Below are 21,642 nucleotides of genomic sequence, written 5' to 3' on the forward strand. Positions count from 1 at the left end.
GATGACCGACCCGATCGCGGACATGCTCACGCGGCTGCGGAACGCCAACCAGGCGTACCACGACACCGCCGCCATGCCGTCGTCGAAGCTGAAGACGCACGTCGCCGAGATCCTCCAGCAGGAGGGCTACATCGGCGGCTGGACCGTCAACGACGTCGAGAAGGACGGCCACATCCGCAAGGAGCTCGTGGTCACCCTTAAGTACGGCCCGAACCGCGAGCGGAGCATCGCTGGCGTCCGGCGAGTGTCGAAGCCCGGCCTGCGGGTCTACGCGAAGTCGACGTCGCTGCCCAAGGTGCTCGGCGGCCTGGGGGTCGCGATCATCTCGACCTCCACCGGGCTGCTCACCGACAAGCAGGCGAACAAGAAGGGCGTGGGTGGGGAAGTCCTCGCCTACGTCTGGTAAGAGGAGCGAGCAGACATGTCACGGATCGGACGACTCCCGGTTCCGGTGCCCTCTGGTGTGGAGGTCGCCCTCGACGGGCAGACCGTCAACGTCTCGGGCCCGAAGGGGAAGCTGAGCCACACGGTCGCAGCTCCCATCACCGTCGAGCGCGGTGAGGACGGCACGTTGCTGGTGCAGCGTCCCAACGACGAGCGTGAGAGCCGGTCGCTGCACGGCCTCTCGCGCACCCTCATCGCCAACATGATCACCGGCGTCACCCAGGGCTACGACAAGACCCTGGAGATCGTCGGCGTGGGTTACCGCGTGCAGGCCCGTGGTGCGGACCTCGAGTTCGCCCTGGGCTTCAGTCACCCGGTCCCGGTGAAGGCGCCCGAGGGCATCACCTTCACCGTCGAGGCCCCCACCCGCCTCCGGGTGAGCGGCATCGACAAGCAGCAGGTGGGCCAGGTCGCGGCCAACATCCGGAAGCTCCGCAAGCCCGACCCGTACAAGGGCAAGGGCGTGCGCTACCAGGGTGAGGTCGTCAAGCGCAAGGTCGGGAAGACGGGCAAGTGATGGCACAGGCACAGAGCGACAAGGGTGCCCGGGTGCACAAGCCCGTGGGCACCGACATCAGCACCGCCCGCCGCGTCTCGCGGCTGCGCCGCCACAACCGGCTGCGCAAGCGGGTCTCCGGCACGCCGGAGCGCCCGCGCATGGTGGTCAACCGCAGCAGTCGGCACATGCACGTCCAGGTGGTCGACGACACCGTCGGCCGTACCCTGGTCAGTGCGTCGACGCTGGACGCCAGCCTCAAGGGCGCCGAGGGCGACAAGTCCGCCCTCGCCAAGCAGGTCGGTGCGCTGGTGGCCGAGCGGGCCAAGGCGGCCGGGATCACCGCGGTCGTCTTCGACCGCGGTGGCAACCGGTACGCCGGCCGCATCGCGGCGCTGGCGGACGGCGCCCGCGATGGCGGGCTGGACTTCTGATGAGCACGGCAACTGAGATCGAGAGGGACGTCTGATGCCAGGACCACAGCGACGCGGCGGCGGCGCCGGCGGCGGTAACGACCGCCGCGACCGCCGTGACGGCGGGCGGGGGCCCGGGGGCGCGCCCGCCGAGAAGAGCCAGTTCATCGAGCGCGTGGTCGCGATCAACCGCGTGTCCAAGGTCGTCAAGGGCGGTCGGCGCTTCAGCTTCACCGCGCTGGTGATCGTCGGCGACGGCGACGGCACCGTGGGTGTCGGCTACGGCAAGGCCAAGGAGGTGCCCGCGGCCATCGCCAAGGGTGTCGAGGAGGCCAAGAAGCACTTCTACCGTGTGCCGCGCATCGCCAGCACCATCCCGCACCCGGTGCAGGGTGAGGCGGCCGCCGGTGTCGTGCTGCTCAAGCCGGCCAGCCCGGGTACCGGTGTCATCGCCGGTGGTCCGGTGCGCGCCGTGCTCGAGTGCGCCGGCATCCACGACGTGCTCTCCAAGAGCCTCGGGTCCTCCAACCCGATCAACATCGTCCACGCCACCATGCAGGCGCTGAAGGACCTCGTCCGTCCCGAGGAGATCGCGGCCCGCCGCGGTCTGCCCCTGGAGGACGTCGCCCCGGCCGCCATGCTGCGGGCGCGGGCCGGTCAGGGGGTCTGAGATGGCTCAGCTGAAGGTCACCCAGATCAAGTCGGCCATCGGCACCAAGCCGAACCAGCGTCAGACGCTGCGTTCGCTGGGGCTCAAGCGGATCAACGACTCGGTCGTCCAGGAGGACCGTCCCGAGATCCGCGGGATGGTCGCGACGGTGCCGCACCTGGTCACCGTCGAAGAGATCGTCTGAGCAGGGGAACACCATGACTCTCAAGGTCCACCACCTGCGGCCGGCGCCCGGCGCTCACACCAAGAAGACCCGCGTGGGTCGCGGTGAGGGCTCCAAGGGCAAGACCGCCGGTCGCGGCACCAAGGGCTCCGGCGCGCGCGTGCAGGTGTCTGCCCGCTTCGAGGGCGGCCAGACCCCGCTGCACATGCGGCTGCCGAAGCTCTCGGGCTTCAAGAACAACAACAAGGTCGTCTTCCAGGTCGTGAACCTGGACCGGATCGCCTCGCTCTTCCCCGAGGGCGGCTCGGTCAACCCGGACTCGCTGGCGGACGCCGGCGCGGTGCGGCGCGGCCAGCCGGTCAAGGTGCTGGGCACCGGCGAGCTCGGTGGCGTCCAGGTCCACGTGCACGCGCACGCCTTCTCGGCTTCGGCCGCGGAGAAGATCGGCGCGGCCGGGGGCAGCACCACCCAGATCTGAGCAAGGACCCTCCTGCCCCCCGCCACGAGCGAGCTCGCGGCGGGGCCCTGCAGGGGGGCCTTTGTCTGTCCGGCCGGTGGAGCCGGACGTCGCTGCCGGTCACCTGCGCCCGTTCCGGGCGACGGGTGACCGGCAGCGGTCCCGTTGTTGATAACCTCGCACGACCGACTCGGGGAGGGCACGTGCTGCAGGCGTTCGCCGCTGCGTTCCGGACGCCAGACCTCCGGCGCAAGCTGCTGTTCTCCCTGGCGGTCATCGCCGTGTACCGGCTGGGCGCCAGCGTCCCCGGGCCGGGGGTGTCCATCGAGAACATCAACAGCTGCCTGGAGCTGGCGCAGGCCTCCGACCAGCGGGACGTCTACTCGCTGGTCAACCTGTTCTCCGGCGGTGCGCTGCTGCGCCTGTCGGTGTTCGCGCTGGGCATCATGCCGTACATCACGGCGAGCATCATCGTCCAGCTGCTGGTCGTGGTCATCCCGCGCTTCGAGCAGCTGAAGAAGGAAGGGCAGTCGGGTCAGGCGAAGCTGACCCAGTACACCCGCTACCTGACGATCGCCCTCGCCGTCCTGCAGAGCACGGGCATCATCGCCCTCGCGCGCAGCGGGCAGCTGTTCCCCGGGTGCCCCGCGGACGTCATCCCGTCGGACTCGGTCTGGACCACGATCGTCCTGGTCGTCACCCTCACCGCCGGTACCGCCGTCATCATGTGGCTGGGCGAGCTGCTGACCGAGAAGGGGATCGGCAACGGCATGTCCGTGCTGATCTTCACCTCGATCGCCGCCCGCATCCCCGCCGAGGGCGGGTCGATCCTGCAGGCGCGCGGTGCCTACATCTTCGCGATCGTCTGCGTGATCGCGGTGATCATCATCGGCACCGTCGTCTACGTCGAGCAGGCGCAGCGGCGCATCCCGGTGCAGTACGCCAAGCGCATGGTCGGCCGCCGCATGTACGGCGGCACCTCCACCTACCTGCCGCTGAAGGTGAACCAGGCCGGCGTCATCCCGGTCATCTTCGCCTCGTCGCTGCTCTACCTCCCGCAGCTGATCGCCCAGCTCCAGGGGGACACCGCCGGCCCGGTCCGGCGGTTCTTCGAGTCCTACGTGATCAACCAGAGCAGTCCGGTGCACATCGCGATCTACTTCGCGATGATCATCTTCTTCACGTACTTCTACGTGTCGATCACGTTCAACCCGGAGGAGCGGGCGGAGGACATGAAGCGCTACGGCGGCTTCATCCCGGGCATCCGGCCGGGGCGTCCCACCGCGGAGTACCTGCAGTACGTGCTGTCCCGGATCACCCTGCCGGGGTCGATCTACCTGGGTCTGGTCGCGGTGCTGCCCAACCTCTTCCTCTCCATCACGCAGGAGGGGCAGAACCAGAACTTCCCGTTCGGCGGGACCGCGGTGCTGATCATGGTGGGAGTGGGCTTGGAGACGGTGAAGCAGATCGAGACGCAACTCAACCAGCGCAGCTACGAAGGGTTCCTGAAGTAGTGCGCGTCGTGCTGCTGGGCCCGCCCGGAGCCGGCAAGGGAACCCAGGCCCAGATCATCGCCGGCCGGCTGTCGGTGCCCGCGATCTCCACGGGCGACATCTTCCGCGCCAACGTGAGCGGCCAGACGGAGCTCGGCCGGGCCGCCAAGGTCTACATGGACGCCGGCGACCTCGTGCCTGATGAGATCACCGTGGCGATGGTCTCCGACCGGCTCGCCGAGCCCGACGCCAAGGCGGGCTTCCTGCTCGACGGCTTCCCGCGCACCATCGCCCAGGCCGAGCAGTTGCGTGACTCCCTCGCCGAGATGGGGCACCGGCTCGACCGCGTCCTGGAGCTCGTCGTCGACCAGGACGAGCTGGTCCGGCGTCTCTCGGGCCGGCGCATGCTCGTGGACGGCGAGTGGGTCCAGCGCGACGACGACAAGCCCGAGACCGTGCGGCACCGCCTCGAGGTCTACCGGGAACAGACGGCACCGCTGTCCGGTTTCTACGCCGAGGCCGGGCTGCTCAGCCAGATCGACGCGATCGGCGAGATCGACGAGGTCACCCGGCGGGCGCTGACAGCCCTCGGCGCCGAGGACGCGCTGGACGACGAGCCGGCCGACGGCTCGACCGAGGACTGAGGCCGGGACGTCCCCGGTGCACGGCGACCGCAGTGCCGCGCTCCTCGCCCAACTGCCCCTGTTGGCCAAGTGGAGTGGACGCATGATCCAGATCAAGACGGCGCACGAGATCGAGCTGATGCGTGCTTCCGGGCTCGTGACCGCCGGTGCCTTGAAGGCGGTGCGCGCAGCCGTGCGTCCCGGGGTGACCACCAAGGAGCTCGACGCGATCGCGGAGGACCACATCCGGTCCCAGGGTGCGGTGCCGAACTTCCTCGGCTACCACGGCTTCACCGGCACCATCTGCGCCTCGGTCAACGACGAGGTGGTGCACGGCATCCCGGACCCCGACCGGGTGCTCGCCGAGGGCGACAACATCTCCATCGACTGCGGCGCCATCCTCAACGGCTGGCACAGCGACTCCGCGATCACGGTCACGGTGGGGGAGCCCTCCCCGGAGGACGCGGCGCTGCTCGAGGTGACCGAGCGGTCGATGTGGGCGGGGCTCGCCCGCGCGCTGGCCGGCGGCCGGCTCACCGACATCAGCCACGCCGTGGAGGAGGCGATCACCGCCGCGGAGCACCGTTACGGCATCGTCGACCACTACGGCGGTCACGGCATCGGGACAGAGATGCACCAGGACCCGCACGTCCTGAACTACGGCCGGGCCGGCCGTGGCCCGAAGCTGGTCCCGGGCATGGCGTTGGCCATCGAGCCGATGGTCACCGTGGGCGACCCGGCGACGGTCGAGCTCGAGGACGGGTGGACCGTGGTCACCAAGGACGGCTCCCGGGCCGCTCACTTCGAGCACTCCGTGGCCATCACCCCCGAGGGCCCCTGGGTCCTGACCGCCGAGGACGGCGGTGTCGCCGGCCTGGCGCCGTTCGGCGTCACACCCCGCACCTGAGGAAGGGCCCCGTCGCCCCCACCACTCGCTCCGCTCGCGGCGGGCCCCTGTGACGGGGTCGAGCGCGGGCTGCGGGTTGCGCGGCCACCGTCACTCCGGCCCGGGTTGGAGAGTCGAGGCGGGGCGGGGTAGAGTGGCCGATGGCGTTCGCGTCGTCCGTCGTCCTGCTGTGGCCGTAGTCCGACGGACGCCCTCTGCGAGATCGCCACTCCAGCACCACCGTCCGTGCCGTCCCGGCATGGGCGCGACCAGCTCCACTGCGAGTTCTGTGAACGAGGAGGCCGTGTAGGGCATGGCAAAGAAGGACGGGGCCATCGAGGTCGAGGGTCGCGTCGTCGAGCCGCTCCCCAACGCGATGTTCCGAGTGGAACTCCAGAACGGGCACCGGGTGCTCGCCCACATCAGCGGCAAGATGCGGCAGCACTACATCCGCATCCTGCCCGAGGACCGCGTGGTCGTGGAGCTCTCGCCCTACGACCTGACCCGCGGTCGCATCGTCTACCGCTACAAGTGACCGCCGGCCGTTCGTGCAGCGAGCACGGGCGTCGGCACATCGATCTGAGGAATGAGGGGCGGCACCGGTGAAGGTCCAGCCGTCGGTGAAGAAGATCTGCGACAAGTGCAAGGTGATCCGCCGGCATGGCCGGGTCATGGTCATCTGCGACAACGCCCGGCACAAGCAGCGCCAGGGCTGAGGGAGTACCTGAACATGGCACGACTGGCTGGCGTCGACCTGCCCCGCGAGAAGCGGATGGAGATCGCGCTCACCTACATCTACGGGATCGGCAAGACCGCGGCGAAGGCGACCTTGAGCGCGACGGGCGTGAGCCCGGACCTGCGCGCGAAGGACCTCTCCGACGAGGACCTGCTGAAGCTCCGCGACTACATCGACGAGCACTTCCGCGTCGAGGGTGACCTGCGCCGTGAGGTCGCTGCCGACATCCGCCGCAAGGTGGAGATCGGTTGCTACCAGGGCCTGCGCCACCGCCGTGGCCTGCCCGTGCACGGTCAGCGCACCAAGACGAACGCGCGTGGCCGCAAGGGCCCGCGCAAGACGATCGCCGGCAAGAAGAAGGCTCGCTGAGTCGAGCTCGACGGCGCGTCGTCGCGGGTCCGTAGGGCCGGACCGACGGCGCGCCTGCAGCCCCCGCGCTGCACCCGCACCACCAGGCCACGAACACAGACACAGACCGGAGAGACATGCCTCCCAGGGCTCGCGCGGCTGCTGGCACCAAGAAGGTGCGCCGCAAGGAGAAGAAGAACGTCGCCCACGGCGCGGCGCACATCAAGAGCACGTTCAACAACACGATCGTGTCGATCACCGACCCGACCGGGAACGTGATCAGCTGGGCCTCCGCCGGCCACGTCGGCTTCAAGGGCTCTCGCAAGTCCACGCCGTTCGCCGCGCAGATGGCCGCTGAGAACGCCGCGCGCAAGGCGCAGGAGCACGGCATGCGCAAGGTCGACGTCTTCGTCAAGGGCCCGGGCTCCGGCCGGGAGACCGCGATCCGCTCGCTGCAGGCCACCGGCCTCGAGGTGGGTCAGATCCAGGACGTGACGCCGCAGCCGCACAACGGCTGCCGCCCCAAGAAGCGCCGCCGGGTCTGACCGGTCACTGACGAGACGAAGAGGTAGATAGACGTGGCCCGTTACACCGGAGCCGATTGCCGCCTGTGCCGGCGCGAGAAGATGAAGCTGTTCCTCAAGGGCAGCAAGTGCGAGTCCCCGAAGTGCCCGATCGAGATCCGGCCGTACCCGCCGGGCGAGCACGGCCGGGGTCGCAGCAAGGACAGCGAGTACCTGCTGCAGCTGCGCGAGAAGCAGAAGGCCCGCCGCATCTACGGCGTGCTGGAGAAGCAGTTCCGCGGCTACTACGAAGAGGCGAACAAGAAGACGGGCAAGACCGGTGAGGTCCTGCTGCAGATCCTCGAGTCGCGTCTCGACAACGTGGTCTACCGGGCCGGCTTCGCCGAGTCCCGTGACATGGCCCGCCAGCTGGTGCGCCACGGCCACATCAAGGTCAACGGCCACAAGGTCGACATCCCGTCCTACCGGGTGAGCGCCAACGACATCGTCGAGGTCGCCGCCAAGTCGGTCGAGATGGTCCCGTTCCAGCTCGCCCAGGCCAAGGCCGGTCAGCGCCCCGTGCCGCCGTGGCTGGAGGTCATCACCACGCAGCTCAAGGTGCTGGTCCACAACATCCCGGTGCGCCAGGTGATCGACACCCCGGTGCAGGAGCAGCTGATCGTGGAGCTCTACTCCAAGTGATCCACCGTCCCTGACCAGGCGCTCGCCTGGTCGGGGTCTGCACGACGGCGGGACGGGCGGACGGATGTCCGTCCCGCCGGCACCACCCCTCACGGCGTCATATGGCGGGTGCCGGAGGACCTGAAGGAGAACCATGCTCATCGCACAGCGTCCGACCCTCACCGAGGAGACCATCGACGCCCAGCGCTCGCGGTTCGTCATCGAGCCGCTGGAGCCGGGCTTCGGCTACACCCTCGGCAACTCCCTGCGTCGCACCCTGCTGTCCTCGATCCCCGGCGCTGCTGTCACCAGCATCCGCATCGAGGGCACCCTGCACGAGTTCACCACCGTGCCGGGCGTCAAGGAGGACGTCACCGAGATCATCCTGAACCTCAAGGGTCTCGTGGTCAGCTCCGACTCCGACGAGCCGGTCACCATGTACCTGCGCAAGCAGGGCCCGGGCGAGGTCACCGCCGCCGACATCGCGCCGCCGGCCGGTGTCGAGGTGCACAACCCCGAGCTGCACATCGCCACGCTCAACGCGAAGGGCCGGCTCGAGGTCGAGCTCGTCGTCGAGCGGGGCCGCGGGTACGTGCCGGCCACCCAGAACAAGCAGCCCGGCCAGGAGATCGGTCGCATTCCTGTCGACTCGATCTACTCCCCGGTGCTCAAGGTCACCTACGCCGTCGAGGCCACCCGCGTCGAGCAGCGCACCGACTTCGACCGCCTGGTCGTCGACGTCGAGACCAAGCCGTCGATGGAGCCCCGCGACGCCATCGCCAGCGCCGGCTCGACCCTGGTCGAGCTCTTCGGCCTGCTGCGGGAGCTCAACGTCGACGCCGAGGGCATCGAGGTCGGGCCGAGCCCGGCCGAGGCCGCCGACATCGCGAACTTCTCGATGCCGATCGAGGACATGGACCTCACCGTCCGGTCCTACAACTGCCTCAAGCGCGAGGGCGTGCACACCGTCGGTGAGCTCGTCACCCGCTCCGAGGCCGACCTGCTCGACATCCGCAACTTCGGTGCGAAGTCGATCGACGAGGTCAAGCTGAAGCTGGCCGCCATGGGCCTCGCGCTCAAGGACAGCCCGCCCGGGTTCGTCCCCTCCTCGGTGGAGAGCTACGACGAGGGCTACGAGACCGACGCGTACCAGGGCGACCCCGCCTTCGGCGACCCGGCCCAGTTCGACGAGGGCAACTACCAGGAGACCGAGCAGCTCTGACGAAGGACCCCGCTGCGCCCCCGCCGCGAGCACGCTCGCGGCGGGGCCCCGCAGCGGGGCCACTCGGGGCCCGGCACACTGGTCCCGGACCCAGCACCGCACTCTGCAGCACCGCGATGGACGACGCAGCCGGCACATGCCCGCCCGGCCGCCTGAGGAAGGACCGACATGCCCACCCCCACCAAGGGCCCCCGTCTCGGCGGGTCCCCCGCGCACGAGCGGCTGATGCTGGCCAACCTGGCCACCTCGCTGTTCGAGCACGGGCGGATCACCACCACCGAGGCCAAGGCCAAGCGGCTGCGCCCGCTGGCCGAGAAGCTGGTCACCTTCGCCAAGCGTGGTGACCTGCACGCCCGCCGGCAGGTCATGACGACGATCCGTGACAAGGACGTCGTGCACCACCTTTTCGCCGAGATCGGTCCCCGCTTCGCGGAGCGCCCCGGTGGCTACACGCGCATCGTCAAGGTCGGCCCCCGCAAGGGCGACAACGCTCCCATGGCGATCATCGAGCTGGTCGAGGGTCAGACCGTGGCCCAGCAGGCCGTCGGTGAGGCCGAGCGCGCCCGTGGCACCCGTTTCGCCTCCGGCGCCGGCTCGGCCGCTGCTGCCGGTGAGGTCGACGCCGACGCAGGCGACCTGACGGACACCGACGTCACCACCGGCCCGGGGGGCGACACCAGCCCGGCGGTCAGCGGCGACGAGCCGGCCGAGGACGTCGCCGCGGCCCAGGAGGTCGTCAGCGACGTCTACAACCCGGACGGCGACCGGCAGGACGACGGCGACGTCACCCCCGAGCCGACCGCGGAGAACCTGGCCGTCGTCGACGACGCGACCCTCTCCCCGGACGTGGCGAACGCCGCGGCCGCCGAGGTCGAGGCCGCCGAGCTCAGCGACGCCGCCACCGCCGGGACGCACGCCCCGGGCGGCGAGCCCGAGGTCGACCCCAAGTGATCCCACCGGCCTCGCGCTGAGGCCGGGGGTCATGGACCACCAGCACGCAACGGACGAGCCCGCCACCGCAGCCGGTGGCGGGCTCGTCCGCGTTCGCCTGGACGTCGCCTACGACGGCACGGCGCTGCACGGTTGGGCCCGCCAGCCCGGCCTGCGCACCGTCCAGGGCGAGCTGGAGCTCGGTCTCGCCACGGTGCTGCGCTCTGACGTCGACCTGACGGTGGCCGGTCGCACCGACGCGGGGGTGCACGCCACCGGCCAGGTCGCGCACACCGACCTCCCGGCCGACCTGTTCTCCGCCCACGCGCCGCGACTGCTGCGCCGGCTGCGCGGCGTGCTGCCGCCCGACGTCGCGGTGACCGGTGCCCGGGTGGTCACCTCCGACTTCGACGCCCGCTTCGCGGCCCTCGCCCGGCACTACGTGTACCGGCTGACCGACGCCGACGCCGGGCCGCCACCGCTGCGCCGGGCGGACACCGTCGGCTGGGCTCGGACGCTGGACGCGACCGCGATGTCGCTGGCCGCCGGCCTGCTGCTCGGGCAGCACGACTTCGCGGCGTACTGCCGACGCCGGGAGGGGGCGACGACCATCCGCACGCTGCTGGACCTGGACGTCGTCCGGGACGGCGACCTGATCGAAGTGCGCGCCTCGGCCGACGCCTTCTGCCACTCCATGGTCCGCAGCCTCGTGGGGGCGCTGATCGCAGTGGGCGAGGGGCGGCGGCCCGTGGGCTGGCCGGCGTCGCTGCTGGAGCTGCGCCGGCGGGCGAACGACGTGCCGGTGGCGCCGGCCGGCGGCCTGACCCTGGTCCGGGTCGACTACCCCTCGGACGCACAGTGGGCCGACCGCGCCCGGCTCACCCGGGCGCGGCGCGACGGCTGATCAGGGGAGGGCTGCGACGGCCTCGTCGATCGGGGTCTCGCCGGCGACCAGTTCGACCACCTCGCCCCACTTCCCGGCGGCCAGGATCTCGGCGAGCACCGCGGCGACGTCGTCCCGGGGAACGCTGCCCCGCTCGACCCCGTGCCGGAGCGTGACGCGGCCGGTGCCGGGGTCGTCGGTGAGCCCGCCCGGCCGCACGATCGTGGTGTCCAGCGCGACCCGGGGGAGGACGGAGTCCTCCGCGGCGAGCTTGGCCTGCAGATACGCGGCGAACTGGGGGTCCATCCCCTGTGGGGTGCCCTGACGGGCCTGCTCGACGCCCATGGAGGAGACCAGGAGGTAGGGGCGCACCCCGGCTCGCTCGGCGGCGTCGGCGAGCAGCACGGCCGCTCCGCGGTCGACGGTGTGCTTGCGGTCCGGGCCGCTGTTCGGGCCGCCGCCGGCGGCGAAGACCACGGCGTCGGCACCGCGGACCACGTCGGCGACCTGGTCGACCGAGGCCTGCTCCAGGTCCAGGACCGTGGGCTGGACGCCGTCGGACTCCAGGTCGGCCCGGTGGTCGGGGTTGCGGACGATGCCGACGACGGTGTCCCCGCGGCTGCTGAGCAGCCGGCCGAGGCGACGCGCGACCTGTCCATGGGCTCCGGCGATCACGATGCGCATGGCCCCGCCCTACCCGCCGGTGCTGCCCGGCAGTCGTCCATTGGCGGCGGCTCGGGCCGCGGCGAGCTCCGCAGGGGTGTCGCAGTCGGTCCAGGGCGGCGGGGAGCCGGGCGGCACGGAGGGACGGTGTCGGACGGCGGTGAGGGGCCCGAGCACCGACCGCAGGGGCGCGTGCGGTCGGGCCCCGACGAGCGCGGTCCGGAGCGCCGCGGTGCGCCACAGCCCCAGCAGCAGCTGCTCCCGGCCGGTCTCGTCGACGACGAGCACGCCGTCCCCGGTGAGCCTGTCCCGCAGCTCGGCGACGAGCTGCGGCGTGACGAACGGCAGGTCACCGGCGAGCACCGCGACCACGTCGACGCCGCCGGGCAGCGCGGCGAGGCCGGCGCCCAGAGCCGGCACGGGACCGCCGCCGGGGGGCTCTTCCCGCACCAGCACGGCACCCGCCGGCACGTCCTGGGGAGGGCCGACGACGACCCGGGGCCGCGCGTCGGCCACCGCGGCCAGGACGGCGTCCAGCATGGTCCGACCACCGACGTCGAGCTGTGGCTTGGGCTGCCCGCCCAGGCGGGCGGCGCGACCGCCGGCGAGGACGACCGCGGCGTAGGGCGGGAGCTCGGTCACGGCACGAACGGTAGGGCGCGGCCGGTGAGTACCGTCAGGCGCGTGGGACGAGTCACGAGCCGGACCCCGGTGCTGCGCATCCGGGGCGACCTGCACACCCAGCGCCCGGACACCGTCGCGGCGGAGGAGCCGTTGGAGATCCGCCTGGGCGGCACCCCCCTGGCGGTGACGATGCGCACCCCGGGCGACGACTTCGACCTCGTGCACGGGTTCCTGGCCACCGAAGGCGTCATCCGCAGCGCCGACGACCTCGCCGGGCTGCGGTACTGCAACTCCGTCGACGACGAGGGCAGGAACACCTACAACGTGGTGGACGTCGACCTGGCACCCGGCGTCGAGGCACCGGACACCGCGCTGGACCGGAACTTCTACACCTCCAGCTCGTGCGGGGTCTGCGGCAAGGCGAGCATCGACGCGATCCGCACCCGGACCAGCTACGCCATCGCCGGTGACGACACCCGGCTCACGCTGGAGACGCTGCTGGCCCTGCCCGACCGCCTGCGGGCGGCGCAGCAGGTGTTCGAGAAGACCGGTGGGCTGCACGCAGCCGGGCTGTTCACGCCCGAGGGCGAGCTGGTCGCGCTGCGCGAGGACGTCGGCCGGCACAACGCGGTGGACAAGGTCATTGGTGACGCGGTGCGCGAGGGGCGGGTGCCGCTGTCCCGGCACGTGCTGATGGTCAGCGGGCGGTCGTCGTTCGAGCTGACCCAGAAGGCGGCGATGGCCGGCATCCCGGTGCTCGCCGCGGTGTCGGCGCCCAGCTCGCTGGCGGTGGAGCTGGCCCAGGAGTTCGGCATGACGCTGATCGGCTTCCTCCGCGGCGATGGCTGCAACGTCTACACCCACCCCGAACGCCTGGATCTGGACTAGGGGGAGCCGGGGACGGGCTGCGACACCGCGAGGCTGCCGCGCCGCACCGCGGCCAGGTGCCGTCCCCGACCTGCGCTGATCCGCTGCCCGGGTTCTCGGTGGGAGCCTCCGGCCCCGCGCCGGGCTCCCGGACCGTCCCACGGACGAGCGATCCGCACCCGTACCCGGCTCTCCCACCTCATGGGCCCGGCGCTGACGCGCCGGGCCCATGATCGCCGCCGCGGAGCTGGCTGACGACGTGCGGGAGCAGCGGGCCGAGGACAGCGAGCCCGTCGCGGACGCCGCCGGTGGAGCCGGGCAGGTTCACGATCAGGGTGCGGCTGCAGGTGCCGGCCAGGCCCCGGGACAGCACCGACGTCGGTACGGCGCCCTGGCCGTACCGCCGGATCGCCTCGGCGATGCCCGGCGCCTCCCGTTCCAGGACGGCGCGGGTCGCCTCGGGGGTGACGTCGGTGGGGGTCAGCCCGGTGCCGCCGGTGGTGAGGACGACGTCGGCGCCGGCGGCCACCGCCTCGCGGAGCACGACCTCCAGCTCGGCGATGTCGTCCGGGCGGACGTGCGGCCCCTCGACGGTGAAGCCGAGCTCGCGCAGCCCGTCGGCGAGCGCCTGGCCGCTGCGGTCCTCGTACACGCCGAACGCCGCGCGGTTGGACGCGGTGACGACGACGGCCAGGGCGTCGGGCGGGAGCTCGGTCACCGGTGGAAGTCCCCGCTCTTGCCGCCGGTCTTCGACAGCAGCCGCACGTCGGTGAGGGAGGCGCGCTTGTCGACGGCCTTGACCATGTCGATCACCGTGAGCCCGGCGACGGTGACCGCCGTCAGGGCCTCCATCTCCACACCGGTGCGGTCGGCGGTGCGCGCGGTGGCGGCGATCTCCACGGCGTCGTCGGTGACCTCCAGGTCGACGGTCACCCCGTGCAGCGCGATCGGGTGGCACAGCGGCACCAGGTCCGGCGTCCGCTTGGCCCCGGCGATGCCGGCGATCCGCGCGGTGGCGATCGCGTCGCCCTTCGGCACGCCCCCGCTGCGCAGCAGCGCGACGACCTCGGGGCTGACCAGCACCCGGCCGGCTGCGGTGGCCGTGCGCGCGGTGACCGCCTTCGCGGTGACGTCGACCATCCGGGCGGCGCCGGACTCGTCGAGGTGGGTGAGCCGTGGCTCGCTCATTGGAGTGCTCCTTCGATCAGGACGACGGTCACCTCGGCCCCCGCGGGCAGCTCGGTGACCTCCTCGGGGAGGACGACCAGGCAGTTGGCCCGGGCCAGGTGGGCGACCAGGTGCGAGCCGGGGCCACCGACCTGGGACACCTCGCCGCCGTCGAACCGGCCGCGGAGGAACTGGCGCTTCCCCGCCGGGGAGCGCAGCGGCGCGGTGAGCCGGGCGGTGGTCCGCAGCCGGTCGGGGTCGCTGTGCCCCAGCGCCCGGCGCAGCGCCGGGCGCACGAACACCTCGAAGGAGACGAACGAGCTCACCGGGTTCCCGGGCAGGGTGACCACCGGGACGCCGTCCACGGTGCCGGCGCCCTGCGGCCCGCCGGGCTGCATGGCGACCTTGCCGAACTCGACGGTGCCCAGGCCGCGGAAGGCGTCCTTGACCACCTCGTAGGCGCCGGCGCTCACCCCGCCGCTGGTCACCAGCAGGTCTGCGGTGTCGAGCTCGGCGCGGACGGCGCGCAGGAACTCGTCGACGTCGTCGGGCACGAAGTGCAGCGCGCGCGCCTCACCGCCGGCGGCCTCGACCGCGGTGGCCAGCAGCACGGAGTTGGACTCGTAGATCTGCCCCGGCAGCAGCGGCCGGCCGGGCTCGACCAGCTCGCTCCCGGTGGACAGCACCAGCACCCGCGGGCGGCGGCGCACGGGCACGACGGCGTGGCCGACCGCGGCCGCCAGGCCGAGCTGCGCGGCGCCGAGCGGCGTGCCCGCGGCGAGGGCGACCTCGCCGGCGCGGATGTCCTCCCCGGTGTGGCGCAGGTGTGCGCCGGCGGCGGGGGAACCGGTGATGGTGACCACGTCGGTCGCGCCGTCGGTGCGCTCCACCGGGACGACGACGTCGGCGCCGGCCGGCACGGGGGCACCGGTCATGATCCGGTGCACCGTGCCCGGCTCGAGGACCGGGACGTCGGTGCGCCCGGCCGGGATGTCGGCGGCCACCGGCAACCGGACGGGGGACTCCGCACCGGCCGCCACCACCTCGGCGTGCCGGGCGGCGTAGCCGTCCATCGCCGAGTTGGTGAAGCCAGGCAGCGAGACCAGCGCGGGCAGGTCGGCGGCGAGCACCCGCCCGGCCGCCGCGGCGAGCGGCACGTCCTCGACCGGCAGCGGGGCCAGCAGGCCGCGCACCACCGCCTGGTGTTCCTCGACCGTCCGCACGCCCCCATCCTCACCGACAGACCGCTGCGGCGGGCGAGGGGGCGCGTGCACCACCCGGCCCGACCGGGCAGGGTGGGCGGCGTGAGTGCTGCTGAGGGACCGGTCGTCGTCGTCGGGCAGGTGGGCCGTGACCTGGTGCTGGAGGTCGACCAGCTGCCCCGCGGGGGCGGCAGCACCCCGGTGCGCTCCCGTCGTGAGCTGCTCGGGGGCAAGGGCGCCAACCAGGCCGTGGCCGTGCAGCAGCTGGGCGTCCCGGTCGCGCTGGTGGGCGTGCTGGGGGACGACGCGGCGGGTGACCAGGTGCTGGCGCAGGCGGTGCACGACGGCATCTGGATCTCCGGTGTGGTGCGCCGGCCCGGGGGGACCACCGCCCTGCTGGTCGACCTGGTGGAGGCCGGCGGCACCCGGCGACTCCTCGAGGACGTGCCCGGGTCGAGCCTGCTGACCCCGGACGACGTGGCGGCCTCCGGTGAGCTGTTCGCGCGCGCCCGGGCGGTCGTCCTGCAGCTGCAACAGCCGGGACCGGCGGTGCGGGCAGCGCTGGAGCTCGCGCCCCGCAGCGCCCTGACGGTGGCCGACGGCGCCCCGCCGGACGAGGAGACCGCGGCGGCGCTGCTGGACGGTGTGCAGGTCCTCCGCGCGGACGCCACCGAGGCCGGCATGTGGGTCGGCGGCGAGCTGACCGGCCTGGACGACGTGCGTGCCGCGGCCACCGAGCTCTGCCACCAGGGCCCGCGGGTGGTCTGCCTGGCCGCCGGCGAGGAGGGTGACCTGACCGTGTGGCGGTCGCGCAGCGGGCTGGTGCAGGAGCAGCTCGTCCCGTTGCAGGGGGAGTCCCCGGTCGACCCGACCGGCGCGGGGGACACCGTCGTCGCGGCGCTCACCGTCGCCCTGCTGTCCGGTCGCGACCCCCGGGAGGCGGCCTGGCAGGCGGGCGTCGCCGCCGCGCGCACCGTCTCCCGGCTCGGTGGGCGCCCGCGGCTGGACCCGGACGAGGTGCAGCGCGCCGCCGCGGAGGCCCGTCGTCCTGCCGGTCGCTGACCCCGCCGGTAGCGTGTCCGCCGCACCCATCGGGGAGAGGACTGCTGTGACCGAGATCGACCGGATGCTGGCGGCCAACGCGGAGTGGCTGGACGAGTTCCCCGGGCCCATGCCGGTGGCGCCCGCGCGCAAGGTCGCCGTCGTGGCCTGCATGGACTCCCGGATGCCGCTGTTCGGCCTGCTCGGCCTCGCGGTGGGCGACGCCCACGTGCTCCGCAACGCCGGCGGCCTGGTCACCGAGGACACCCTCCGCTCGCTGGCCATCTCCCAGCACCTGCTGGGCACCCGCTCCGTGGTGCTCGTGCACCACACCGACTGCGGGCTGAACAAGGCGACCGAGGAGCAGTTCCGCGCCGCCGTCGAGGAGGCCACCGGAGTGCGCCCGCCGTGGCCCGCGGGTGCCTTCACCGACCTGGACGCCGACGTCCGGGAGTCGATCCGCCGCGTGCGCGAAGCGCCCTACCTGGTGACCGAGGAGATCCGGGGCACGGTCTACGACGTCGCGACGGGCCGGCTGCGCGAGGTGTCCTGACGGCGTGCCCTGCAGGGGCCCGTTGCGAGCTCGCGAGCGGTGGGGCGGGCGAGGTCCTCCGGGGGGCCTCCTCCTGGTATCGTGTCCGTTTGGCGCGCGCTGCCGGCTGGTGCACGCGTGTCCCGGGTCGTCGGTCACCTGTACGCACGGTGCCCGGATGGCGGCCAAGTCTCCCGTGCTCGGTGAGGCGATCCCACCAGCCGCCCGCCCGATCGACGAAGGACAGTGAGCCTCGTGCGCACGTACAGCCCCAAGCCCGGTGACATCACCCGGGCGTGGCACGTCATCGACGCCACCGACGTGGTGCTCGGCCGACTCGCCAGCCAGACCGCACAGCTGCTGCGCGGCAAGCACAAGCCCCAGTTCGCCCCGCACGTGGACGCAGGTGACTTCGTCGTCATCGTCAACGCGGGCAAGGTGGCGCTGACCGGCTCCAAGCGCGACGACAAGATCGCCTACCGCCACTCCGGTCACCCGGGCGGCCTCAAGCGGACCAACGTCGGCGACGAGCTCCGGACCCGTCCCGACCGCGTCATCGAGCGCGCCGTCAAGGGGATGCTGCCGCACAACTCGCTGGGCCGGCAGATGCTCTCCAAGCTCAAGGTCTACGCCGGGCCCGAGCACCCGCACGCCGCCCAGCAGCCCCAGACCTACGAGATCAAGCAGGTGGCCCAGTGACCACGCCCATGACCACGGCCCAGACCGTGACCGACGCCGACGGGCGTCCGGTGCAGACCGTCGGCCGCCGCAAGGAGGCCATCGTCCGGGTGCGTCTGCTCCCCGGCACCGGCCAGTTCCGGCTCAACGGCCGCTCCATCGAGGAGTACTTCCCCAACAAGGTCCACCAGCAGCTCATCCGTGAGCCGTTCGTGATCCTGGAGAAGGCCGAGCAGTACGACGTCGTCGGGATCCTGCACGGCGGCGGCGTCAGCGGCCAGGCCGGCGCGCTGCGCCTGGCGATCGCCCGCGCGCTGATCGAGGTCGAGCCCGACGACCGCCCGACCCTGAAGAAGGCCGGCTTCCTGACCCGTGACCCGCGCGTCACCGAGCGCAAGAAGTACGGCCTGAAGAAGGCCCGCAAGGCCCCGCAGTACTCCAAGCGCTGACCGGCGTCCGGGGGTCTGTTCCATGGGTCGCCTCTTCGGCACCGACGGCGTCCGAGGCCGGGCCAACGCCGACCTGACGCCGGAACTGGCCCTCTCGGTGGCCCGTGCGGCTGCCAGCGTGCTCGCCGACCGCGACGGGACCTCGCGTCCCGTCGCGGTCGTCGGCCGCGACCCCCGCGCGAGCGGGGAGATGCTCGAGGCGGCCGTGGTCGCCGGGCTGGCCAGTGCCGGCGCCGAGGTCCTGCGGGTGGGCGTGCTGCCCACGCCGGCCATCGCGCACCTGACCGGGCGCACCGACGCCGACCTCGGCGTGATGCTGTCGGCCAGCCACAACCCGATGCCGGACAACGGCATCAAGCTGTTCAGCCGCGGCGGGCACAAGCTGCCCGACGCGGTCGAGGCGGCGATCGAGCGGCGGGTCACCGGTCTCGACGGCGGTGACCCCCGGGGCGACCACCGCCCCACCGGCGGCGGGGTCGGCCGCGTCCGTGAGCTGGCCGGCGCCGCCGAGGACTACACCGCCCACGTCCTCTCGGCCCTGCGCGAGCCGTTGCGCGGCCTGCGCGTGGTGGTCGACTGCGCCCACGGCGCCGCCTTCCGCTGCGCGCCCGAGGTCTACCGCCGGGCCGGCGCGGAGGTGCACGTCATCGGTGGCGAGCCCGACGGCTGGAACATCAACGACGGCATCGGCTCCACCCACCTGGAGCCGCTGATCGCCGAGGTCGCCCGCCGAGGCGCGGACATCGGCATCGCGCACGACGGTGACGCCGACCGCTGCCTGGCCGTCACCGCCGAGGGGCAGGTCGTCGACGGCGACGCGATCCTCGCGATCTGCGCGCTGGCGCTGCACGAGAGCGGCAACCTCACCAACGACACGGTCGTGGCCACGGTGATGAGCAACCTCGGCTTCCACCACACCATGCGCGACGCGGGCATCGCCGTGCAGACCACCGCCGTGGGTGACCGCTACGTGCTGGAGGCGCTCCGCTCCCGCGGGCTGTCCCTCGGGGGCGAGCAGAGCGGGCACCTGGTCTTCCTCGACTGGGCCACCACCGGCGACGGCCTGCTCACCGGGCTGGCCCTGCTGTCCCGGATGAGCGCGACCGGGGCGTCGCTGTCGGAGCTGGCCTCCGTCGTCCGGCGGCTGCCGCAGACGCTGGTCAACGTGCCGGTCACCGACCGGCTGGCGGTCGTGGAGAGCGACGAGGTCGCCCAGGCGGTCAACGCGGTCGAGGCCGAGCTCGGCGACACCGGCCGGGTGCTGCTGCGGCCCTCGGGCACCGAGCAGCTGGTCCGGGTGATGGTGGAGGCGCCCACCCAGGAGGAGGCCGACGAGACGGCCGCCCGGCTCGCCGCGGTGGTGGCCGCCACCGGCTGAGCGGCCCGGGACGACGCACCGGACGCTCCCGTCGCACCTGTCCCGTGCGCTCCGTGTCGCCATCGACCGTGACGGAACGGTTCCACGCTCCCGGTAGCATCGGTCGAATGTGCGGCATCGTGGGGTATGTGGGACCGCAGAACTCGCTCGACGTGGTCCTGGACGGACTCCGCCGGCTCGAGTACCGCGGATATGACTCGGCCGGGGTCGCGGTCGTCGCCGACGGGCGGATGAGCACCGCGAAGAAGGCCGGCAAGCTGGCCAACCTGGAGAAGGAGCTCGCCGAGGAGGGGCTGCCCGCCGCCACCATCGGCCTCGGGCACACCCGGTGGGCCACCCACGGCGGGCCCACCGACCGCAACGCCCACCCGCACGTCTCCGCCGACGACACCGTCGCGGTCGTGCACAACGGCATCATCGAGAACTTCGCCGCGCTGCGCGCCGAGATCGAGGCGACGGGTGTGGAGTTCACCTCCGAGACCGACACCGAGGTCGTCGCCCACCTGCTGGCCGCCACCTACCGGGAGCTGCCCGCCGGTCCCGGCCGGCTCAGTGAGGCGATGCGCGTGGTCAGCCGGCAGCTCGAGGGCGCCTTCACCCTCGTCGCCGGTCACGCGGCGGAGCCCGACACCCTGGTCGCCTCCCGGCGCAACAGCCCGCTGGTCGTGGGCGTCGGTGAGGGTGAGTACTTCCTCGGCTCCGACGTCGCGGCCTTCATCGGGCACACCCGCAAGGCCCTCGAGCTCGGCCAGGACCAGGTCGTGGAGATCGACCGCACCCGCGGGGTCACGGTCACCGACTTCACCGGCGCGCCGGTCGAGCCCACGGCCTACGACGTCGACTGGGACGCCGAGGCCGCCGAGAAGGGCGGCTACGACTGGTTCATGCTCAAGGAGATCGCCGAGCAGCCGCAGGCGGTCGCGGACACCCTGCTGGGTCGGCTGGGGGAGAACGGCGAGCTCGTCCTCGACGAGGTCCGCCTCTCCGACCAGGAGCTGCGCGACATCGACAAGGTCTTCGTCGTCGCCTGCGGCACCGCCTACCACGCCGGCCTGATCGCCAAGTACGCCATCGAGCACTGGACCCGGATCCCGGTGGAGGTGGAGCTGGCCAGCGAGTTCCGCTACCGCGACCCGGTGCTGGACCGCTCGACGCTCGTGGTCGTCATCAGCCAGTCCGGTGAGACGATGGACACCCTGATGGCGCTGCGCCACGCCCGCGAGCAGAAGGCCCGGGTGCTGGCGATCTGCAACGCGAACGGCTCGACGATCCCGCGCGAGTCCGACGCCGTCCTCTACACCCACGCCGGGCCGGAGGTCGCCGTCGCCTCCACCAAGGGCTTCCTCACCCAGGTGGTCGCCTGCTACCTGGTGGGGCTGTTCCTCGCCCAGGTCCGCGGGGTCAAGTACGCCGACGAGGTCGCCTCGATCGTCGACGACCTGCGGCAGCTGCCGGGTGCGGTGTCCCAGGTGCTCGCCGACATGGAGCCGGTGCGCGAGCTGGCCCGGTCGCTGGCCACCGAGAACACCCTGCTGTTCCTCGGCCGGCACGTGGGCTACCCGGTCGCCCTCGAGGGCGCGCTCAAGCTCAAGGAGCTGGCCTACATCCACGCCGAGGGCTTCGCCGCCGGCGAGCTCAAGCACGGGTCGATCGCGCTGATCGGGCAGGGCACGCCGGTCGTCGTCGTGGTGCCGTCGCCGCGCAGCCGCGGGTCGGTGCACGGCAAGGTGGTCTCCAACATCCAGGAGGTCCGTGCCCGTGGTGCCCGGACCATCGTGGTGGCCGAGGAGGGCGACGACGACGTGCTGCCCTACGCCGACCACCTGATCCGGGTGCCGCGCACGCCCACCCTGCTGGCGCCGGTGGTCACCACCGTGCCGCTGCAGGTGCTGGCCTGCGAGATCGCCGACACCCGGGGCCTGGACGTCGACCAGCCGCGCAACCTGGCGAAGTCCGTCACCGTCGAGTAGGCGGGGCCTGTTCCCCGGTTGGATCAGGTCACCTGATCACTGCCTGTCCCCCCGCACCAGCACTGGTGCGGGGGACAGGTGGTGGTGCGGGAGGACGCCGGGCGGGGCCACCGGGCAGACTGG

The 21,642-nt window shown here is 72.5% G+C and carries 29 protein-coding genes; 24 read left to right on the plus strand and 5 right to left on the minus strand.

Annotated features, from left to right (window positions below):
• Position 1: 1 nt before the first annotated feature.
• The 17 genes from rpsH (at position 2) to truA (ending at position 10,969) form a co-directional block, all read left to right on the plus strand.
• The gene (gene rpsH / locus ACI79Y_RS03215) at positions 2-406 is read left to right on the plus strand and encodes a 30S ribosomal protein S8 (RefSeq protein ID WP_457139049.1); all 405 of its coding nucleotides are present in this window, start codon (positions 2-4) and stop codon (positions 404-406) included.
• A gap of 15 nt (positions 407-421) precedes the next feature.
• Positions 422-961, plus strand: coding sequence for a 50S ribosomal protein L6 (gene rplF, locus ACI79Y_RS03220; protein ID WP_457157090.1), 540 nt, complete (start codon positions 422-424; stop codon positions 959-961).
• Positions 961-1,374, plus strand: a complete 414-nt coding sequence (gene rplR / locus ACI79Y_RS03225) for a 50S ribosomal protein L18 (RefSeq protein WP_457157091.1) — start codon at positions 961-963, stop codon at positions 1,372-1,374. The genes rplF and rplR overlap by 1 nt, the downstream gene beginning before the upstream one ends.
• A 34-nt stretch (positions 1,375-1,408) precedes the next feature.
• Positions 1,409-2,023, plus strand: a complete 615-nt coding sequence (gene rpsE, locus ACI79Y_RS03230) for a 30S ribosomal protein S5 (protein WP_153359847.1) — start codon at positions 1,409-1,411, stop codon at positions 2,021-2,023.
• A gap of 1 nt (position 2,024) precedes the next feature.
• The gene (rpmD, locus tag ACI79Y_RS03235; RefSeq protein WP_457063857.1) at positions 2,025-2,207 is read left to right on the plus strand and encodes an uL30 family ribosomal protein; all 183 of its coding nucleotides are present in this window, start codon (positions 2,025-2,027) and stop codon (positions 2,205-2,207) included.
• A gap of 13 nt (positions 2,208-2,220) precedes the next feature.
• A complete protein-coding gene (gene rplO / locus ACI79Y_RS03240) occupies positions 2,221-2,664 on the plus strand; it encodes a 50S ribosomal protein L15 (RefSeq protein WP_457084203.1) in 444 nt (147 codons plus the stop codon).
• Positions 2,665-2,846: 182 nt separating this feature from the next.
• Positions 2,847-4,157 (plus strand): preprotein translocase subunit SecY, encoded by a 1,311-nt coding sequence (gene secY / locus ACI79Y_RS03245; RefSeq protein WP_457157092.1) that lies wholly within the window; start codon positions 2,847-2,849, stop codon positions 4,155-4,157.
• Complete coding sequence (locus ACI79Y_RS03250) at positions 4,157-4,780, plus strand: adenylate kinase (RefSeq protein ID WP_457157093.1); 624 nt, start codon at positions 4,157-4,159, stop codon at positions 4,778-4,780. Before secY ends, ACI79Y_RS03250 begins: the two co-directional genes overlap by 1 nt.
• Before the next feature lie 82 nt (positions 4,781-4,862).
• Entirely contained in the window at positions 4,863-5,666 is an 804-nt protein-coding gene (gene map, locus ACI79Y_RS03255; protein WP_457157094.1) for a type I methionyl aminopeptidase, read from the plus strand.
• A gap of 292 nt (positions 5,667-5,958) precedes the next feature.
• Entirely contained in the window at positions 5,959-6,180 is a 222-nt protein-coding gene (gene infA, locus ACI79Y_RS03260; protein ID WP_012950459.1) for a translation initiation factor IF-1, read from the plus strand.
• A gap of 67 nt (positions 6,181-6,247) precedes the next feature.
• Positions 6,248-6,361: a 50S ribosomal protein L36 gene (gene rpmJ / locus ACI79Y_RS03265; RefSeq protein WP_012950458.1), complete on the plus strand. Its 114-nt coding sequence runs from the start codon at positions 6,248-6,250 to the stop codon at positions 6,359-6,361.
• Positions 6,362-6,375: 14 nt separating this feature from the next.
• Positions 6,376-6,750, plus strand: coding sequence for a 30S ribosomal protein S13 (rpsM, locus tag ACI79Y_RS03270; protein WP_457157095.1), 375 nt, complete (start codon positions 6,376-6,378; stop codon positions 6,748-6,750).
• A gap of 116 nt (positions 6,751-6,866) precedes the next feature.
• Positions 6,867-7,274 carry a 30S ribosomal protein S11 gene (gene rpsK, locus ACI79Y_RS03275; protein WP_026844840.1) on the plus strand — a complete coding sequence of 136 codons (408 nt, stop codon included), beginning with the start codon at positions 6,867-6,869 and terminating at the stop codon, positions 7,272-7,274.
• 33 nt (positions 7,275-7,307) lie between these two features.
• The gene (rpsD, locus tag ACI79Y_RS03280) at positions 7,308-7,934 is read left to right on the plus strand and encodes a 30S ribosomal protein S4 (RefSeq protein WP_457157096.1); all 627 of its coding nucleotides are present in this window, start codon (positions 7,308-7,310) and stop codon (positions 7,932-7,934) included.
• Positions 7,935-8,067: 133 nt separating this feature from the next.
• Entirely contained in the window at positions 8,068-9,135 is a 1,068-nt protein-coding gene (locus tag ACI79Y_RS03285; protein ID WP_457157097.1) for a DNA-directed RNA polymerase subunit alpha, read from the plus strand.
• Between the two features lie 168 nt (positions 9,136-9,303).
• Positions 9,304-10,086, plus strand: a complete 783-nt coding sequence (rplQ, locus tag ACI79Y_RS03290; RefSeq protein ID WP_457157098.1) for a 50S ribosomal protein L17 — start codon at positions 9,304-9,306, stop codon at positions 10,084-10,086.
• Between the two features lie 31 nt (positions 10,087-10,117).
• Positions 10,118-10,969, plus strand: coding sequence for a tRNA pseudouridine(38-40) synthase TruA (gene truA, locus ACI79Y_RS03295; protein ID WP_457157099.1), 852 nt, complete (start codon positions 10,118-10,120; stop codon positions 10,967-10,969).
• On the opposite strand, the gene ACI79Y_RS03300 is transcribed toward truA, so the two are convergent.
• The gene (locus ACI79Y_RS03300) at positions 10,970-11,632 is read right to left on the minus strand and encodes an SDR family oxidoreductase (RefSeq protein WP_457157100.1); all 663 of its coding nucleotides are present in this window, start codon (positions 11,630-11,632) and stop codon (positions 10,970-10,972) included.
• A 9-nt stretch (positions 11,633-11,641) separates the two neighbouring features.
• A complete protein-coding gene (gene mobA, locus ACI79Y_RS03305) occupies positions 11,642-12,253 on the minus strand; it encodes a molybdenum cofactor guanylyltransferase (protein WP_457157101.1) in 612 nt (203 codons plus the stop codon).
• A gap of 42 nt (positions 12,254-12,295) precedes the next feature.
• Here mobA and fdhD point away from each other — a divergent pair, with 42 nt between their 5' ends.
• Positions 12,296-13,123 (plus strand): formate dehydrogenase accessory sulfurtransferase FdhD, encoded by an 828-nt coding sequence (fdhD, locus tag ACI79Y_RS03310; RefSeq protein WP_457157102.1) that lies wholly within the window; start codon positions 12,296-12,298, stop codon positions 13,121-13,123.
• A gap of 178 nt (positions 13,124-13,301) precedes the next feature.
• On the opposite strand, the gene ACI79Y_RS03315 is transcribed toward fdhD, so the two are convergent.
• The 3 genes from ACI79Y_RS03315 to moeA are packed head-to-tail and all read right to left on the minus strand — an operon-like array spanning position 13,302 to position 15,492.
• Positions 13,302-13,820, minus strand: coding sequence for a MogA/MoaB family molybdenum cofactor biosynthesis protein (locus ACI79Y_RS03315; protein ID WP_457157103.1), 519 nt, complete (start codon positions 13,818-13,820; stop codon positions 13,302-13,304).
• A complete protein-coding gene (gene moaC, locus ACI79Y_RS03320) occupies positions 13,817-14,290 on the minus strand; it encodes a cyclic pyranopterin monophosphate synthase MoaC (RefSeq protein WP_457157104.1) in 474 nt (157 codons plus the stop codon). Before moaC ends, ACI79Y_RS03315 begins: the two co-directional genes overlap by 4 nt.
• A complete protein-coding gene (gene moeA, locus ACI79Y_RS03325) occupies positions 14,287-15,492 on the minus strand; it encodes a molybdopterin molybdotransferase MoeA (RefSeq protein ID WP_457157105.1) in 1,206 nt (401 codons plus the stop codon). Before moeA ends, moaC begins: the two co-directional genes overlap by 4 nt.
• Before the next feature lie 81 nt (positions 15,493-15,573).
• Between moeA and ACI79Y_RS03330 the strand changes: the two genes are divergently transcribed.
• The 6 genes from ACI79Y_RS03330 (at position 15,574) to glmS (ending at position 21,519) form a co-directional block, all read left to right on the plus strand.
• A complete protein-coding gene (locus ACI79Y_RS03330) occupies positions 15,574-16,533 on the plus strand; it encodes a PfkB family carbohydrate kinase (RefSeq protein ID WP_457157106.1) in 960 nt (319 codons plus the stop codon).
• Positions 16,534-16,579: 46 nt separating this feature from the next.
• Positions 16,580-17,065, plus strand: a complete 486-nt coding sequence (locus tag ACI79Y_RS03335; RefSeq protein ID WP_457157107.1) for a beta-class carbonic anhydrase — start codon at positions 16,580-16,582, stop codon at positions 17,063-17,065.
• A 234-nt stretch (positions 17,066-17,299) separates the two neighbouring features.
• Positions 17,300-17,743 (plus strand): 50S ribosomal protein L13, encoded by a 444-nt coding sequence (gene rplM, locus ACI79Y_RS03340; RefSeq protein WP_457084233.1) that lies wholly within the window; start codon positions 17,300-17,302, stop codon positions 17,741-17,743.
• The gene (rpsI, locus tag ACI79Y_RS03345; RefSeq protein WP_457084235.1) at positions 17,740-18,171 is read left to right on the plus strand and encodes a 30S ribosomal protein S9; all 432 of its coding nucleotides are present in this window, start codon (positions 17,740-17,742) and stop codon (positions 18,169-18,171) included. The genes rplM and rpsI overlap by 4 nt, the downstream gene beginning before the upstream one ends.
• Positions 18,172-18,193: 22 nt before the next feature.
• Positions 18,194-19,549, plus strand: a complete 1,356-nt coding sequence (gene glmM / locus ACI79Y_RS03350) for a phosphoglucosamine mutase (RefSeq protein ID WP_457157108.1) — start codon at positions 18,194-18,196, stop codon at positions 19,547-19,549.
• Between the two features lie 107 nt (positions 19,550-19,656).
• Positions 19,657-21,519 carry a glutamine--fructose-6-phosphate transaminase (isomerizing) gene (glmS, locus tag ACI79Y_RS03355; RefSeq protein ID WP_457157109.1) on the plus strand — a complete coding sequence of 621 codons (1,863 nt, stop codon included), beginning with the start codon at positions 19,657-19,659 and terminating at the stop codon, positions 21,517-21,519.
• The last annotated feature ends 123 nt before the right edge of the window (positions 21,520-21,642 follow it).

It is taken from the genome of Modestobacter sp. SYSU DS0875, from assembly GCF_054050915.1.

Coding starts and splice junctions, on each gene's coding strand:
- rplO (WP_457084203.1), top strand. CDS start 2,221: ATGACTCTCAAGGTCCACCACCTGCGGCCGGCGCCCGGCGCTCACACC.
- ACI79Y_RS03300 (WP_457157100.1), bottom strand. CDS start 11,632: ATGCGCATCGTGATCGCCGGAGCCCATGGACAGGTCGCGCGTCGCCTC.
- rpsM (WP_457157095.1), top strand. CDS start 6,376: ATGGCACGACTGGCTGGCGTCGACCTGCCCCGCGAGAAGCGGATGGAG.
- ACI79Y_RS03285 (WP_457157097.1), top strand. CDS start 8,068: ATGCTCATCGCACAGCGTCCGACCCTCACCGAGGAGACCATCGACGCC.
- rpsK (WP_026844840.1), top strand. CDS start 6,867: ATGCCTCCCAGGGCTCGCGCGGCTGCTGGCACCAAGAAGGTGCGCCGC.
- rplF (WP_457157090.1), top strand. CDS start 422: ATGTCACGGATCGGACGACTCCCGGTTCCGGTGCCCTCTGGTGTGGAG.
- infA (WP_012950459.1), top strand. CDS start 5,959: ATGGCAAAGAAGGACGGGGCCATCGAGGTCGAGGGTCGCGTCGTCGAG.
- moaC (WP_457157104.1), bottom strand. CDS start 14,290: ATGAGCGAGCCACGGCTCACCCACCTCGACGAGTCCGGCGCCGCCCGG.
- map (WP_457157094.1), top strand. CDS start 4,863: ATGATCCAGATCAAGACGGCGCACGAGATCGAGCTGATGCGTGCTTCC.
- truA (WP_457157099.1), top strand. CDS start 10,118: ATGGACCACCAGCACGCAACGGACGAGCCCGCCACCGCAGCCGGTGGC.
- glmM (WP_457157108.1), top strand. CDS start 18,194: ATGGGTCGCCTCTTCGGCACCGACGGCGTCCGAGGCCGGGCCAACGCC.
- glmS (WP_457157109.1), top strand. CDS start 19,657: ATGTGCGGCATCGTGGGGTATGTGGGACCGCAGAACTCGCTCGACGTG.
- rpmD (WP_457063857.1), top strand. CDS start 2,025: ATGGCTCAGCTGAAGGTCACCCAGATCAAGTCGGCCATCGGCACCAAG.
- rplQ (WP_457157098.1), top strand. CDS start 9,304: ATGCCCACCCCCACCAAGGGCCCCCGTCTCGGCGGGTCCCCCGCGCAC.
- rpsH (WP_457139049.1), top strand. CDS start 2: ATGACCGACCCGATCGCGGACATGCTCACGCGGCTGCGGAACGCCAAC.
- rpsE (WP_153359847.1), top strand. CDS start 1,409: ATGCCAGGACCACAGCGACGCGGCGGCGGCGCCGGCGGCGGTAACGAC.
- rplR (WP_457157091.1), top strand. CDS start 961: ATGGCACAGGCACAGAGCGACAAGGGTGCCCGGGTGCACAAGCCCGTG.